Source organism: Kiloniella sp. (assembly GCF_965205715.1).
In the GTDB taxonomy this organism is placed as follows: domain Bacteria; phylum Pseudomonadota; class Alphaproteobacteria; order Kiloniellales; family Kiloniellaceae; genus Kiloniella.
Window position 1 is genome coordinate 1058191 of the sequence record NZ_CBDBHW010000014.1, and the last position, 15783, is coordinate 1073973.

Sequence of the window (15783 nt, forward strand, 5' to 3'; positions counted from 1 at the left end):
AACAAATAATAGATAGGTGTTTAGTTTAGGACTCGTTGATTAAGACCTCTTAGTTTAAGATGGCCCATCCCCCGATAGACCGTGTTTTTTAAGCAGATCATCATAGGTTCCATCAATTTTCATTTCGTCCAAAGCCTGATCAAACAAAAACAATATCTTACGGTAATTCTTCGTCTTCCTAGAGATTGCAATAAATAAATTTTTGATCTCAAGCGCCTCTGTTGAATAGTCAAATAACGTCTCATTTGAAAAAAGACGATTAGAGGTATAGCGCGCTACCAGTTCATCAGCCAAGGCAGCATCCACCCGGTCATTTTTTAATTTATTCAAAATGACTTCAAGGTTTTTGGAGACATCTCTTTTAAAGTTATTCGCTTCTACAAAAATTTTTGGATAAGCATAGTCTTGGGCAACTCCAACGATGAGATTATCTAGATCCTGGAGAGTTTCTATCCTTTTATCCCGATAGGATCGGCTCATCAAGACAAGCCGATTGACCGCTAGCACAGAACCATAGGCTATGTGTTCAACCCTCTCTTCTTGATACCAAATGCCGGGCAAGATATCTATCCGTCCTCGTATGCTTTCTTTTAGGGCACGCGACCAAGGTACTTTTTTAACCTCTGTTGTAATACCCGCTCTTTCCATAGCCACCTGAATGACCTCTGTAAGCAGGCCATGTCCTGGCAGCTCGTAGCCTGTATATGGAGCCCAAGTGTATACGCCGATCAATAAGGGGGTATTTTCATCATAGGGAGATGGCACCGTTTGGGCCTGCGCCAAGAAAGATCCAAAGTTAGAAAATGCACAAAACACAATACCAAACAATGATGATCTCAATAATAACAACAGTTTTGACTTCATCTTGGCTCTTCTCCGCTTTGTTGAGTAGAAAAAGATGCCGACCGCCAAGTAACCTGTTGATATGTATGGTTTCTGATAACTTTACATAGAGCAGGTATATGACAATCAACATCTCGCAGCATATTTTAGGCCTCAAAGGGCAACGTGTAAATGAAATTAAACTGGATGACGGCGGTGTTAAGATTGTCATTCACTGCAGCCGAGACGCGCGTAGGAGGGCTATAGACCCTGCTACAGGCCAGAAGGGAAGCATCAACCAGCATGTCCGCCGACAAGTAAACGACATCCCCCTTTTTGGGTATCCTTGTGTGGTCGAGATTGAGCTGGCGCAGGTTTATATTAACAAGGGCGAACGCCGCATTGAGGGGTGTGATTTTGTTGATAAAGGGTGCCGTTTCACTCACCGATTTTGCCGACTGATCAGTGGATTATGTCGGCATATGTCTATTCAAGCGGTTTCCAGACATTTGGATATACGATGGGAAACGGTCAAGAATATCGACAGGGCATACCTTATTGAAACTCTCCCTACGCTTGATCCTGCAGAGCTAACTGGCTTGGAATATATTGGTGTAGATGAAGTTGCCCGGGCGAAAGGTCATGACTACATGACGGTGGTCTACGATATGGTTGGCGGTCATCTGATCTGGGTTGAAGCAGGCCGAACTGCCGAGGTTTTTTCAAGGTTTTTGAAACAACTGCAACCAGATACAGCCTGCAAAATAAAGGCCGTAGCGATGGATATGGGGCCTGCCTACCAAAAGGCTGTCAGAGAGTCCTTGCCGTTGGCCGACATAGTATTTGACCGTTTCCACGTCATGAAAAACTACAGCAAAGCTATCCATAATCAGCGTCGACTTGAGTTCAGAAAGGCCGATCCAAGTGGTAAAGAGTTGATGAAAGGGACACATTATCTGTTGCTCAAAAATGCGGATAAGTTGAGTGAAAAACAAAGTGACAAGCTGCAAAGGTTGCTGGAGAGCAATAGCAACCTGAATGCACTTTACGTCTTGAAAGAACAGCTTCAGCTGCTGTGGAGTGCCGCTTCATTTGAGGCGATGGCGGAGCAACTGGAACGTTGGTGCCTGATAGCAGATCAGTCACAGATGCTCTATCTAAAAAAGTTCGCGAAATCCCTACGGAAACATTGTGTGGGCATCTGCAACTACGCCAAACACAAGCTCACAAGCGCCAGGATAGAGGCTGGTAATGTCAGTATAGGAATGATCCGTAAGCGAGCCAGAGGCATCAAGGATACCGAATACTTCAAACTCAAAATTAGACAATCATCCATTCCAGATAATCAATCTATGCTCTATTTGAAATCCTAAATCTACTCAACAAAGCGGAGAAGTGCCTTCATCTTTCCACCTCAACGGTTCCTTTGTCACCGCATTGTTAGGATGATTTTCTGGTTTCGACTATACCATGTTTTTCAAGTAACTTTTGATAAGTGCCATCGGCCTTCATTTCAGCCAAAGCATTTTCAAAATCGCCGAGTATCCGGTCATGATTTGGATTTTTTAGAGAAATTCCGAGGAACACACTTTTACTGTCCAAAGAACTTTCAGAATACCTAAACTTTACCTTACCCGAGAACAGCTTATCCGTCGTATAACGTGCAACCAACTCATCCCCAAGGGCCGCATCTATTCTGCCCTTGGCCAACTTTTTGAGATTAAAGACCAAATTGCGCGAATAATCTTTTGTGAAGTTGGTGGCCTCTAGAAAAAACGATGGGTAGGCATAATCTTGAATAATTCCAACCGTTAAATCATCTAAATCTTCAATATTTTCAATCTTTGCGGGGTGGTCGACCCGGCTGATCAAAACCAATCTTGCGGTCGCCAAAACCGTGCCATAGAGGATTGTTTTTGCACGTTCATCACTATACCAAATACCCGGAATAATATCGATATCACCGCGAGAGGTTCCCTTTATCACCCGAGACCAAGGGGTCTTCTGTGCAATGGTTTTATATCCAACCCGCTTCATAGCCACTTGGATAACTTCGGTTAAAAATCCATGCCCCGGAAGATCGTACCCGGAATAGGGAGCCCAATCAGAAACACCTATAATAAGGGGAGTATTCGCCTGTGAAGAAGAGGAACCGGCCAAGGCTTGCGAAGGAGAAGATATCACAATGTATGCAGAAAAAAATGTGCTTATAAGCCCACAAAAGAGCACACCTAACCATTGGCCCCAAATTGTACGTCTAGTATTTGGCTTTTGCAGTGAGATCATCAGAGTACCTCAGCGCTTTTATCCCCAGAGCAGCTCCAGAGTATACCCAAAACCATTCCCAAGACCATTCCCAGTTTTTTAATCAAGGGATACAATCAAACAGGGTATCAATCTACTCTCTCTGAAAATGATTATACATCAGCATCCTTTTGCTTTGGTTAAGGCCTCTGGTTTTTCTTAACTTAGTAAGGGATATATAAAATAGACAGCAATCAAAATCAAAATAGCAGGGTGGGTCACCAATGAACTGATAGTGCCGAGCACCCTCGCCCATAGTGGACTGAGCGAAAAGCGTTTATCATAAAATTTGGCCCAGGGATCTGGCCACCAGCCAGAGATTAAACAGACCAGCCAAACGAGCCCCTTCTTCCAGGAAAATACTACCTCCAGCACACCAATTACTTCTCGGCATCTAATCATTGTGCCAATGTTCCCGCACCAATTTCCTGGGCAATCGCAGCCATTTCAGGCCAATAAGCGATCAGAATGCTAAGAGTTATAGGATTGATCACCAAGGCAGAAGTAATTCCCAAAATCTGCACCAAATCTGGCCGGTTACATAAAAACAGATTGTAAAATGCAAACCAAAGATGTCCCCAGCCTTTGACTAAGAGGCAAAGAACTTTCCAAATCCCCTCTAAAACGATTTCCCAGAAAATATGCTTCAAAATAGAGCCAACAAAATCCCCCACAGCTTTCCTCTCGTCCTCCTCTTTGGCACTTATGAATAGTTATTTATAAATAGAATATTGTGTGTGAATTTCAACCGTTTACACTTGTACTTCAATTCGAAGCATAGTTTGATACCCCCCTCATCAAAAATACAACCTCATGCGGTAACAATCTGGAATCGCGCGGGATTAAATCCGAAAGAACAAGACCATGATCATCAAAGCAGCCGTTGTTGGCCTCGGCAGTGTGAGCAAGAACCTCTTGAATATATTGGCAAACAAACGTGCACGTATACGGGATGATCATGGCCTGGAGTTCAAAATCATTTGCGTATCCGATAGTTCGGGCGTTGCCGTAAACGAGCAAGGCTTTGACGAGCGCGACCTCATCACCAAAAAAGAAGCGGGAGAGCGTGCTTCGAGCTTTGAGGGATACCGCGCGGGTACCACCATCGAAGATGTGCTCGGCGATACCAAAATAGATCTGGTCTTCGAAGCCTCTCCGGTTAACCTGGATACGGGCGCTCCGGGTCTGGGCATCACTCGTACGGCTTTAAACAAAGGCATTTCGGTTGTCCTCGCCAACAAAGGCCCTGTCGTGCTGGCTTTTAAGGAACTTCATGACCTCGCTGCCAAAACCGGGGCTGGCATTGCCTATAGTGCCACTGTTTGCGGCGGTCTACCGATCCTCAACATGGGTAAACGCGATCTGATCGCCGGGGATGTGCACAAGCTCCAGGGCATCTTTAATGCCACGAGCAACTTTATCCTCGATGAAATGGCGACCGGGCGTTCTTACGACGATGCCTTAAAAGAAGCCCAGGACCGTGGCATCGCCGAAGCAGACCCGACCCTCGACGTCGGCGGTTGGGATACCGCCAATAAACTGGTGATTATCGCCAATGCCATTTTACGCCAGAACGCCACTCTGAAAGACGTTGAAGTCACAGGCATAGAAAACATCACAGAGGCCCAACTCAAAGACGCGCGCGACCGCGGCGAGCAAATCAAACTGGTTGCAAATGCCCAGGACGGCAAACTCTCTGTCGCCCCCATGGCCCTCCCCGCCGACAGCTTCCTTGCCCACTGTACAGGTTGGGAAATGGCCGTTGAAATGCACACCGACATCTACGGCATCATGTACCACAAACTCTGGGAGCGCGAACCCACCCCCACCGCCGCCTCGATGCTTCGGGATGCGGTGAATATATTTGCGGGGGAAAATTAATGGAATCAGGTGCTTCGTTATCAATAATTTCCATCAAATGGATTATAATGAAAAAACTAATCATTCTCTCCCTTCTTACCGTACCTCTAGCCGTGATATCTATTCCAGCCAAAGCCTTTACTCAAAAAGAAAAGCAAGCTGTAGATGAACTCTTGCTAGTCACTGGGGAGGGTAATATTGGCAAAGAAATTATCGAAAATTTCATACCAGAGTTAAGTAAAATACTGAAAGATAGCCACCCCTCACTTGACGACAAAGCCTTATATATTGTCGAAGAGGAAATTTGGGCTACTGCAAAATCTAATAATTACTACGACACAAGAATTAAAAACGCCTTCTATAAAATTTACTATAAACATCTAACTCTAGATGAAGTTGAGCAACTTATTGAATTTTATCGTAGTCCGTTAGGAAAGAAAACTCTTGAAATACAACCCCATATTGAGAAGGGTGCATTTTCTACAGGGGAAAAAATTGGAAGGTCTATGGCGCAACAAATAGTAAAAAATGTCATTAAACGGCTTAAATCTGAAGGTTACGAAATAAATTGATAAATATGCTGACCAAGTACGGCTCCTTCAATAGAAGCTATACGACTTAATGTCCGCTCCCCTTAATCGCCAAGCAAAACTCATTCTCCTGCTACTCTTCGTCGGGGTGTTTTGCAATGCGATGATTGTCCCTTTTATGGGGTATTTTATCGTCGATGGCCTGGGGCGCGATCCTTGGGAGATCAGTATTTATGTGGCGATCATAACCGTCTTATCGCTGCTGATAAATCGTACCTTTGGTGAACGCTTTGATAGCGGGGCACGGGTGCGCCCAATGGTCTGTATCTCGGTCGTCGCCTTTATGGTCGCAACGATCACTCTGACACTCTATCCAACCTATTGGGTTATTATTGGCTTCATCAGCCTGTGTTTCAGCCTATCCGGTGCTTCAACCTCACTAATGTATAGCTTTGGCCGCTCTTATGCCATTGAACAGAACTTCAACATAACCCGGTACAATTCATTCCTGAGAACCATGACATCATTGGGATGGATGTTTGGGCCTGCGCTTTCATTTTTTATCGCCAGTCAGTGGGGAAGCCAGACCGTTTTCCTCACCGCGGCGAGCCTTGCCATGATTTGGTTTTTGGTATGGAGTATCGCGATACCAAAGGGTTTTGCAGTGTCACCCTCACCCAAAAACAAAAGCACGCTGACATCAGATGATCGGGCTTTCAACAAGGGACTATGGCTGGCTGTCACCGCTTGCTTGTTTTTTGCCATCGGCCACGTTCTCACCAGTTCAGCTCTGCCGCTTTACTTTACCCACCAAGCCGGGCTGCCCACCTATGCGCCGGGGCTATCCTTTACGATCAAATGTTTTATGGAGGTCGTTGCCATATTGATCGCTCCGTCCTTGATGCACAGGATCGGCTTACGGAACGCGCTTTGCTGTGCTGCGCTTCTGGCGATGCCAACTTACTACATCCTGTCACAAGTTCAGACCATGCCGCACCTGATCATCGGGTCCGCACTCGAGGGGCTTTATTATGGTATATTTGCCGGCGTCAGTATTACTTTCGTTCAGGGCTTTGCCAACGGCCGCATGGGCCGGGCGACCTCTCTCTATATGAACAGCTTATTCCTGGGCGGCATGATCGGAAATGTCTCTATGGGGTTGATCGCCAGTACTTTCAGTTACCAAACAGCTATACAACTGTCACTGCTGTGCGCAGCAGTGGCCCTCGTGGTTCTCGTGCTATCAAGACGCAGCGACAGGATTATATCAGCCGACTTAAAATCACAATCTCGCTTATAATTTCAATAAATATTATTAGGACAAATGAATTATGGATACAGTCACATGCTATCGACCTACGGGACAAAAGGAACTCGATCTCGTTGCCGAGAGCGATTACAGGAAATGGCCACCGCGCTTGCCAGATCAACCGATTTTCTACCCGGTCACCAACGAAGAATACGCCGTTGAACTCACCCGCTGGAATGTCAACACTACAGGCGTGGGCTACGTAACCAAATTTGAGGTAAACAAAGCTTATCTTTCCCGGTTTAAAATTGAATGCGTCGGTGGCAGAAACCACACCGAATGGTGGATACCTGCAGAAGAAATGGACGAATTCAACGACAATATTGTCGGCAAGATCGAAGTCACGCAAAAGCTCACGAAGGATTGACGCTTTAATATCATCTAACAAGGAAGCCAACACTGGTGCTCAGCTGGATTTAGGGAGACTTACCCCTGCAAATGGGATGTTAGAGATTATCAGGCTTTGGTTAGCTTGATATCTTGTAATACTTATCCCGGTCCTCTTTTTCCTGCTCTGTGATATCAATAACTACGGCGGAATAAAAAACGCCTTCACTGGTACCCGTTTCGGATACGGACACTCGGACCACCCTTTGGACGCTATCTGCACACCTGACCACGAGTTCTAGGCCTGATTTGCTTTTCCCCTCTATCAGAAGCTGCTCAATCGTTAAGTTTTGGCTTTGGTGAGGAATATCAAACAAAGAGGTGATCGTACGGCCAACAAGGCTGTCTTCAGGATATCCAAACAAGTTTATTGCCGTCGGATTTAACGATGTGATCTTTAATGTGTCTCTGGTAAAGGTGATAATAGAGACAGGCAATGACCGAATAATGCTATCTGTTTTTGCCGATGTGTTTTGTAACCGGCTCATAACAACATTGTATTTTTCAGCTATTTGCCCGATTTCGGTAAAAGGCTCGACGGGCACACGCACACTTAGATCTGTGGATTTTTCAATTTCATCCAAAGAGTTCAAGAAGTCTAAAATTTCTGTTGTGGCCCCATGTTCAACAACGTTGAGGCCTTTGATTTCCCCTCTTATATCAACCCGTAAGGGAGAAACCCGATTAATAAGATAAAGGACTGAATAGGTAATACCGAAAGCCCATAATCCACAGACAACAATCCCCATGAACTGAACAATCACTTGTTCAAATATAGAAACGTTCAAAGATGGGATGCCAGATGCCAGTTCAGGGTCAGCAAAGAACGGAACACACAGGGTGCCCAATATCCCACCTGCCAAGTGAACAGGAATAACGCCAATGGCATCATCTATTTGTTTTTTTAATAGCAGCCAGTGACAACCAAGCATCGCGATGGCCGCCATGGCCCCGATCAAACATGCGGAAAAAGGAGAGATTACATTTGCGCTTGCGGTCACTGCGACCAACCCGGCCAGGGCGCCATTGATTAATAAATCGGGCGTTATTATTTGTCGTTTATAACCGTGAAAATAGGCAATGATTGTTGCTCCGCCCGCGGCCCCACCGATTATGGTATTAATGATGATCAAACCGACATCGGGAGAGAATTTCCCGACGGATCCACCGTTAAAACCGAGCCATCCAACCCAAATCAGTAAAAAACCAAGGGCCGACACGGAAATATTACTGCCAGGAATGTGACGCGGGGATCCGTTCTCATTAAATCGACCAATTCTGGGACCAACAAGAATGACGGCAGCCAGCGCCACCCACCCCGCAAGAGAGTGAACAACTGTTGAGCCGGCAAAGTCATAAAACCCCTGGGTATTGAGCCACCCGCTAACATTCCAAGCCCAATGTCCAAATACGGGATAGACCACGGCCGCCAATAGAATGATCATATAGAGAAAACTCTTAAAGCGCATACGCTCGGCGATGGCACCAGAGGTCAGTGTGGCAGCGGTTGCACAGAACGCGGTTTGGAATATAAAAAAGGCGACCTGATCTAAGTTTTCATTTTGCCAATTATTAAAAAAGTTGCTGGTGCCCCAAAACCCTTGGTAAGTCGCCCCAAACATCAAACCAAAACCAATTACCCAAAAAATAAGACTTGAGAGTAAGAAATCACAGAGGTTTTTCATCGCCACATTGATGGCGTTCTTTGATCGAGTAAATCCGGTTTCCAAAGCCGTAAAACCGGGTTGCATTAAAAAAACGAACAAAGAACAAATAATGATCCAAAATGTGTCGGCAACACTGGCTTCCATCGTCCCCCCCTATATACTGTCGAGCAAATCTAAAACACACCACAGCCTTAGATTGTAATCAGATATAACAAATAGCCCTTACCTAAGACTTAATTTTGGGATTTGAGGTAAATACTTTTGATATATAATTGAGGGCGTTGCTGGGAAAATCTCATAAGAAAACCTCATAAGGGAACTGCAATTCCAGATGACCGCTAATCTATCCTCTCACTCGCTAGGCATCGACTTGGGAATGAATATACGATCAGACAGAATTGGCATCGAGTTCTTTCTTGTATAATTTCTCTTGTTATTTCCTACGTAACAATGTGATCTATCAACTCTTGTTTTGTCACGGTACCGCCTGTTCAAATACGTCTAGTGAAAACCTTGGATATATGAAAAATTTTGCTCTTGATGCCACCGACATCCGCATTCTCAGTGCCGTACAAAAGAATGGGCAACTCAGCAAAACCAAACTTGCTGAGATGGTCAATCTTTCTCCAACCCCGTGTTGGACCCGGTTAGACAGATTAAAGAAGGCGGGATTTATATGTGGCCACCACACAGAAATCGCGCTTGACCGAATTGCCAACTTTTCCAAAGTAATTGTGACCATTTCCCTGACAAATCATCGAAAGTCCGATTTCGAGAGGTTTGAAGCCCATATCCACAAACTGGACGATGTCGTTGAATGTATCGCGACAGGCGGTGGTATGGATTATGTCATGAAGGTTATCAGTCCAAACCTCACTGCTTTTCAGGACCTTATGGAAACCCTGCTTGCCTCTGACTTACATATAGATCGCTATATTACCTATATCGTTACCCGAGAGGTCAAATCTTCGCCGCCAAATCTTGAACGACTGTTTTCTGGCCCAAAAAAATAAGAGAAAAGTAAGCCTAGAGATCCCATCGCAAGCCATAAAGTCCATATGGCCTAGATCGTGGTGAAAATTGGCCCGATCAGTCCTCGGGATCCAAAACTACAGTCCACTATACCTTTCTGATTTCTGCTAAATTCATCTCGAAGTGAATGACGCTATACGGCACTGCTAAAGGCCGTTCCAGAAAAGGCAAGTAACATGGCAAACACAGATGATTTTGGTTTTGGAACACAGATCCGCAAGTCTCCTTATTTTGATGCAACGGTTAGATGGGGTGCAAAGGCATTTTCCGTCTATAACCACATGTATATTCCACGCGACTTTGGCGATCCGGAGCAAAATTTCTGGAACTTGGTAAATTGCGCGATCCTGTGTGACGTTGCGGTTGAACGCCAGGTTGAAATAACCGGCCCGGATGCAGCAGAGTTCACTCAATTGCTCACCCCACGCGATCTATCAAACCTAGCTGTTGGACAATGCAAATACATCCTGATTACCAATGCCGAGGGTGGTATTTTAAACGATCCAATCCTGCTTCGGCTTGGTGAAAACCATTTCTGGATTTCACTTGCCGATAGCGACGTCCTTTTGTGGGCACAGGGGCTAGCCGTTCATTCTGGTCTGAATGTAACGATCAGAGAGCCTGATGTCTCACCGCTGCAATTACAGGGTCCAAAATCCGGCGAAGTAATGAAGGCGCTGTTTGGCGATAGCATTATGGATCTGCGCTATTACTGGCTGCGTGAAATTGATCTCGATGGTATTCCGCTGATTGTGTCGCGGACAGGCTGGTCTAGCGAATTAGGCTATGAGCTCTATCTACGGGACAGCTCACGTGGCGATGAGCTTTGGGAAAAAATCATGGCCGCAGGGGCGCCTTTTGACCTCAAGCCGGGACACACTTCCTCCATCCGTCGGATAGAGGGCGGGATGTTATCCTACCATGCTGATATGGACATCAATACCAACCCTTATGAACTCGGTCTTGATCGGTTGATAAACCCGGATATGGAAGCCAACTTTGTTGGTAAAGCTGCCCTGCAACAAATCCGCAGCAGACCTATAACGCGCAAGCAGGTTGGCTTACAAATCGCATGTGCTCCACTAGAGGGGCCGAACACCACGTTTTGGTCCCTGAGTAAAGACGGAGTATCTGTCGGCAAGGTAACATCTGCCGTCTATTCTCCTCGCCTAAAACAAAATATAGCTTTAGCCATGGTCTCTGCTCATTACGCAGAAATTGGGGCTAAGTTCGAGGTACAAACTCCTTCGGGCCTGACTGTTGCAACTGTTGTTGAAAAACCGTTCTTTGATCCCAAAAAGAAGATCACAGCCGCAGCGTAACTATTACCATAAATATAGAGATCAACATTATGTCTGAACTTTCGATCCAATTGCACTGGCAGCGTTCCGAGCCAGAATTGTCTCCCGGTAAATACACCAACGCCCATACCGTCCGCTACAATGACGACTATGAGCTAAAGGCGGATGCCGCCCCAAGCTGGGGCGGAGATGCCAGCAACACCAATCCGGAACAAGCTTTAGCTGCTGCCTTGTCCAGCTGTCACATGATGACGTTCCTGGCACTCGCGGCCAAGGCAGGTTGGGCGGTTGCAAGTTTTGAAGACAATGCGGTTGCACATCTGGGAAAGAACCCCAAAGGCCAAATGTCGGTGACACGGGTCGATCTGCATCCCGTTGTTCGCTTTGACACCGGCTTTACGGTTGAGCCTGATGAATTAGAGAAAATGCAAAATCGCGCCCATCGCTATTGCTTCATTGCCAATACCTTAGCAGACTATGTAGAGATCAACATCCTTTAGAGGACAAGGGGGGCCCACCATGCCAAATGCCGAAACCGATGTGGATATTTTGCTGAGCGATCAGGATGACAACGGCGTCCTTCGCCTCACCCTAAACAACCCTAGCAAACGCAACGCCCTATCCGAAGAAATGCTGGAGCGATTAAAAACCGCCTTTGCTAAGGCCTCCACAGATGCCGCGGTACGGGTTATCATTCTCGCAGCCAATGGTCCCGCCTTTTGTGCCGGACACGACCTCAAGGAAATGACCGCGGGCCGTGCCGGATCAGATCGCGGCAAAGCCTATTTCACCCATGTGATGGCCTTGTGCTCCAGCGTTATGCAAGCCATCGTCACCTGTCCCAAACCCGTTATTGCCGAAGTCACTGGCATCGCCACGGCGGCAGGATGCCAGCTCGTGGCAAGTTGTGATCTGGCGGTAGCCGCAGATACCGCGAAATTTAGCACGCCCGGGGTTCATATTGGCTTATTTTGTTCCACGCCGATGGTTGCCCTGTCGCGCAATGTTTCGAACAAACACGCCATGGAAATGCTTTTGACCGGCGACATGATCACCGCGGAACGCGCCTCTGAAATAGGTTTGATCAACCGTGCTGTTTCTCAGGAAACCTTGTCTGAAACCACAAGGGAGCTTGCGCTCAAGATTGCGTCCAAATCCAGCATGACGCTTGCGACCGGGAAACGGGCTTTTTATCAACAACGTGAAATGGATTTACCACAGGCTTACGATTATGCCTCGAACATCATGGTAGAAAACATGCTGGCGCACGACGCAGAAGAAGGCATCAACGCCTTTATCGAAAAACGAGCACCGGAGTGGCACGATGAATGAAGCTTTCAAATCCAACCCGTACAACACGGACCTCGACCGTAATCCCGCCAACCATCAGCCTTTAACTCCCCTGACATTTCTAGAACGTGCCGCCAGCGTATTCCCAGAGCAAACCGCCATTATTCACGGTGACTTACGCCGCAGTTACGCCGATTTCTATGCGCGCTCTCGACAGTTGGCATCTGCTCTGACACAACGTGAAATTTCCCGTGGCGATACGGTATCAGCCCTCCTTGCCAATACTCCTGCGATGCTGGAATGTCATTATGGCGTGCCCATGTGCGGGGCCGTCCTGCATTCAATCAACACACGGCTGGATGCCGCGGTCATTGCCTTTCAGCTCGATCATGCAGAGACAAAGGTTGTCATCGTTGATCGTGAGTTTATGCCGCTCATGCAAGAGGCGCTTTTGCTGGCAGATGTAGAACCACTTTTAATTCAATATGATGACCCAGAATTTTTAGCCTCGACCATGACAGATCCCGTTACCCTGGTTAAGGCTCTGGATTACGAAGAATTCCTATCGCAAGGTAATGCCGAGTTCGACTGGTTGATGCCGTTAGACGAATGGGACGCCATTTCCATCAACTATACATCAGGCACAACAGGAGACCCCAAAGGCGTGGTCTCTCACCACCGCGGCGCATATCTGTTGGCCCAGGGAAACGCGCTCACTACTTCGATGGGAAAACATGCTGTTTACCTCTGGACGTTACCGATGTTCCATTGCAACGGATGGTGTTTTCCCTGGACGCTTTCAGCCATCAACGGAACGCATGTCTGCCTGCGCTATGTCCGGGCAGACATGATCTGGAATGCTTTGGCAGACCATGACGTCACTCATCTGTGTGGGGCGCCAATCGTCATGTCACTGATGATCACAGCCGACGATGAAATTAAACGTCCCCTAAAGAACACGGTTCAGTTTTTCACCGCCGCGGCACCTCCCCCGCAAAAGCTCTTGGCTGATATGAAATCGGCGGGCTTCGGCATTACTCATCTTTATGGCCTGACCGAAACTTATGGGCCTTCCGTGGTTAATGACTGGCATCAGGAATGGTCCGACTTACCCGAAGCCAAACAAGCAGAACTGAAAGCCCGGCAGGGTGTTCGATATCTGCCCTTGGAAGGGCTAGAGGTTATAGACCCAGACACTATGGTTCCCGTACCACGGGACGGCGAAACAATGGGCGAAGTCATGTTCCGGGGCAATGTCGTCATGAAAGGCTATTTCAAGAGCCCGAAAGCAACGCAAGAAGCCTTTGCCGGTGGCTGGTTCCATTCCGGAGATCTTGGTGTGATGCATCCCGACGGCTATGTACAACTAAAAGATAGATCCAAAGACATCATCATTTCTGGGGGGGAAAATATCTCCTCCATCGAAGTTGAAGACGCGTTATATCGACATCCCGCCGTTACCATTGCCGCCGTCGTCGCCATGCCTCACGACAAATGGGGGGAAACTCCTTGTGCCTTTGTGGAGCTGGCTGAAGGTCAGGATGTAACCGCGGACGATCTTCACCACTGGTGCAGAGAACATCTGGCTTCTTACAAAGTGCCACGCAAATTTGTTTTCACCGAAGTCCCTCGAACCTCTACCGGGAAAATTCAAAAGTTCGTCCTCAGGGAAAAAGTTCAGGATCTGGCTTTCACAGAAGGGTAAAACCGGAAAATAACACCCTATAAAGTTTGACTTATCCTCAATTCTCCAATTCAGTAGGTCCCAGAGAAAGTGAAACCCACTGGCAGGAGAATGAGGTTGAGCGAAGCTAAGAAACTCTTTGATGAGGTCGTATCCTTTTATCGCGCGCGGCTGAATGAAAACGAGAGTTCAGCCACTCCTATGCTGAAAGAGGTCATCGCCCGTCTCGAAGGCGCAACCACTTTAACGGCACCAGAGCCACGCTTGCTCGGTGGGGCGCGGCATTGGGATCGCGTGATAGAGAACCTCGTTCGTCCCGATCAACTAGGTTTGCGTGACGCTCTCTCTGCCACGGCACCAGGTTTCCACTGGATGCAGAACCCGAATTACAACGATGACCTCATGGGGCCGGGGTATATGGATAACTACGGCTTTATCGAGCTGGTCGGAAACAAGGCCGGCTTTTATGAGGCTGAAGGCGTGCGCTGTGGCCTGCTTTTGCTTGGTCCTGGCCTGCACTATCCCGCCCATAACCATGCCGCAGAAGAAATCTATCACGTGCTTTCTGGCGACCAAACCTTGTGGCGTCGGGCCGAAGAAGACTGGTGCACCCACCCCGCTGGCAGCACCATCCACCACGCCCCCTGGATGATCCACGAAACCAAAACCGGAGACCAGCCCCTCCTCGCCCTCTATTGCTGGCTCGGCGACGGCAGTGAAGCAAAACTGACTTGAGCAAAGACCGGAGAGTTCCCTCTTAACAAACCACCAATTAGAGAATGTCATTAACAAGCACATCGAATTTTAGAAAACATTATCTCTCATTGCACTCGATAGTTGTTGATTGTAAATTCAAAATATAGTCAAGTCGCACCTACTAGAGGGGGCAGCCGATGGAAAATGTGCACGAAATAAATCTGATGAGTGAGGATTTGTGGGATTTTGCAAATAATTTTGCAGAAGACGATTTCACTGAAACCGATAATATTATGGCGGATTTAGGCAGCCCTAAACCTGTCATACGTTGGAACCCCCAACTTGAGAATATAACCAATCCTCAGTTTAAAATAGCTCTGGCTTGGTGGAATGCTGCACGTAACAACAGGTCTTACCCAAGCCCTCAAGATGTTGATCCAATACTCTTAAAATCCATTTTAGGAAGGATTGCGCTATTAGATGTAATAGAAAACGGGGCGGATTTTAGATACCGATTATATGGATCTGAAATCGTTCCCAAAATCGGGAAAGATCTTACCGGGAAGCTATTATCAGAAATCTGGACCCCAATACGGCCCTTTTTTATGATTAACTACCGGGCAATACTCCTCCGGAAAGAGCCCCTATATACAATCCATCAGCCGCACCATTCTCTAGAGCTTTCCAAATGGGAGAGGCTAATCCTGCCTCTCGGCATAGGTGAAGAAGTCCAACGTTTAATGGTTGTGTTAATCCCAACACTCCCAGGATATGCCTGAAACAGGTAATGCAATTCCACTGATAATACAGTAGTTCAAATATCTGCAACCAACCCTGAGCGGACATTACCATCGCTAAATTATGTTCCTCCAAAATTCCATCACTTAGGGAGTTCTCATAA

At 47.0% G+C, this 15783-nt stretch carries 17 protein-coding genes; 12 read left to right on the plus strand and 5 right to left on the minus strand.

Features of this window, described 5'->3' with window-relative positions; translation table 11 throughout:
* Positions 1 to 54 precede the first annotated feature (54 nt).
* Both ACOGW3_RS21950 and ACOGW3_RS21955 read right to left on the minus strand, forming a co-directional pair.
* Positions 55 to 864 carry a substrate-binding periplasmic protein gene (locus ACOGW3_RS21950; protein ID WP_419904899.1) on the minus strand — a complete coding sequence of 270 codons (810 nt, stop codon included), beginning with the start codon at positions 862 to 864 and terminating at the stop codon, positions 55 to 57.
* Positions 797 to 976, minus strand: coding sequence for a hypothetical protein (locus tag ACOGW3_RS21955; RefSeq protein WP_419904900.1), 180 nt, complete (start codon positions 974 to 976; stop codon positions 797 to 799). Before ACOGW3_RS21955 ends, ACOGW3_RS21950 begins: the two co-directional genes overlap by 68 nt.
* Between ACOGW3_RS21955 and ACOGW3_RS21960 the strand changes: the two genes are divergently transcribed.
* On the plus strand, positions 963 to 2195 hold the full coding sequence (locus tag ACOGW3_RS21960) for an ISL3 family transposase (RefSeq protein WP_419901077.1): 1233 nt from the start codon (positions 963 to 965) through the stop codon (positions 2193 to 2195). The two genes, ACOGW3_RS21955 and ACOGW3_RS21960, sit on opposite strands and share 14 nt — an antisense overlap.
* A 67-nt stretch (positions 2196 to 2262) precedes the next feature.
* On the opposite strand, the gene ACOGW3_RS21965 is transcribed toward ACOGW3_RS21960, so the two are convergent.
* Positions 2263 to 3006, minus strand: a complete 744-nt coding sequence (locus tag ACOGW3_RS21965; RefSeq protein WP_419904901.1) for a substrate-binding periplasmic protein — start codon at positions 3004 to 3006, stop codon at positions 2263 to 2265.
* Positions 3007 to 3524: 518 nt separating this feature from the next.
* A complete protein-coding gene (locus ACOGW3_RS21970; protein ID WP_419904902.1) occupies positions 3525 to 3800 on the minus strand; it encodes a hypothetical protein in 276 nt (91 codons plus the stop codon).
* Between the two features lie 190 nt (positions 3801 to 3990).
* On the opposite strand from ACOGW3_RS21970, the gene ACOGW3_RS21975 reads away from it, so the two are divergent.
* Genes ACOGW3_RS21975 through ACOGW3_RS21990 form a run of 4 tightly spaced genes read left to right on the plus strand, consistent with a single transcriptional unit; the run spans position 3991 to position 7192 of the window.
* Positions 3991 to 5007, plus strand: a complete 1017-nt coding sequence (locus ACOGW3_RS21975; RefSeq protein WP_419904903.1) for a homoserine dehydrogenase — start codon at positions 3991 to 3993, stop codon at positions 5005 to 5007.
* Complete coding sequence (locus tag ACOGW3_RS21980; RefSeq protein ID WP_419904904.1) at positions 5007 to 5558, plus strand: DUF2059 domain-containing protein; 552 nt, start codon at positions 5007 to 5009, stop codon at positions 5556 to 5558. Before ACOGW3_RS21975 ends, ACOGW3_RS21980 begins: the two co-directional genes overlap by 1 nt.
* A gap of 49 nt (positions 5559 to 5607) precedes the next feature.
* Positions 5608 to 6816, plus strand: coding sequence for an MFS transporter (locus ACOGW3_RS21985; RefSeq protein ID WP_419904905.1), 1209 nt, complete (start codon positions 5608 to 5610; stop codon positions 6814 to 6816).
* Between the two features lie 31 nt (positions 6817 to 6847).
* Positions 6848 to 7192 carry a hypothetical protein gene (locus ACOGW3_RS21990; RefSeq protein ID WP_419904906.1) on the plus strand — a complete coding sequence of 115 codons (345 nt, stop codon included), beginning with the start codon at positions 6848 to 6850 and terminating at the stop codon, positions 7190 to 7192.
* A 100-nt stretch (positions 7193 to 7292) separates the two neighbouring features.
* Here ACOGW3_RS21990 and amt read toward each other — a convergent pair whose 3' ends face one another.
* Positions 7293 to 9023 (minus strand): ammonium transporter, encoded by a 1731-nt coding sequence (gene amt / locus ACOGW3_RS21995; protein WP_419904907.1) that lies wholly within the window; start codon positions 9021 to 9023, stop codon positions 7293 to 7295.
* A gap of 377 nt (positions 9024 to 9400) precedes the next feature.
* On the opposite strand from amt, the gene ACOGW3_RS22000 reads away from it, so the two are divergent.
* The 7 genes from ACOGW3_RS22000 to ACOGW3_RS22030 all read left to right on the plus strand — a co-directional run bounded on the left by ACOGW3_RS22000 (position 9401) and on the right by ACOGW3_RS22030 (position 15661).
* A complete protein-coding gene (locus ACOGW3_RS22000; RefSeq protein ID WP_419904908.1) occupies positions 9401 to 9892 on the plus strand; it encodes an Lrp/AsnC family transcriptional regulator in 492 nt (163 codons plus the stop codon).
* Between the two features lie 195 nt (positions 9893 to 10087).
* A complete protein-coding gene (locus tag ACOGW3_RS22005; RefSeq protein WP_419904909.1) occupies positions 10088 to 11233 on the plus strand; it encodes a glycine cleavage T C-terminal barrel domain-containing protein in 1146 nt (381 codons plus the stop codon).
* A gap of 29 nt (positions 11234 to 11262) precedes the next feature.
* Positions 11263 to 11712 carry an OsmC family protein gene (locus tag ACOGW3_RS22010; protein WP_419904910.1) on the plus strand — a complete coding sequence of 150 codons (450 nt, stop codon included), beginning with the start codon at positions 11263 to 11265 and terminating at the stop codon, positions 11710 to 11712.
* 19 nt (positions 11713 to 11731) lie between these two features.
* Positions 11732 to 12544: an enoyl-CoA hydratase gene (locus tag ACOGW3_RS22015; RefSeq protein WP_419904911.1), complete on the plus strand. Its 813-nt coding sequence runs from the start codon at positions 11732 to 11734 to the stop codon at positions 12542 to 12544.
* On the plus strand, positions 12537 to 14207 hold the full coding sequence (locus ACOGW3_RS22020; protein ID WP_419904912.1) for an acyl-CoA synthetase: 1671 nt from the start codon (positions 12537 to 12539) through the stop codon (positions 14205 to 14207). The genes ACOGW3_RS22015 and ACOGW3_RS22020 overlap by 8 nt, the downstream gene beginning before the upstream one ends.
* Before the next feature lie 96 nt (positions 14208 to 14303).
* Positions 14304 to 14921: a dimethylsulfonioproprionate lyase family protein gene (locus tag ACOGW3_RS22025; RefSeq protein ID WP_419904913.1), complete on the plus strand. Its 618-nt coding sequence runs from the start codon at positions 14304 to 14306 to the stop codon at positions 14919 to 14921.
* Between the two features lie 158 nt (positions 14922 to 15079).
* Positions 15080 to 15661, plus strand: coding sequence for a PAS domain-containing protein (locus ACOGW3_RS22030; RefSeq protein ID WP_419904914.1), 582 nt, complete (start codon positions 15080 to 15082; stop codon positions 15659 to 15661).
* Positions 15662 to 15783: the final 122 nt, after the last annotated feature.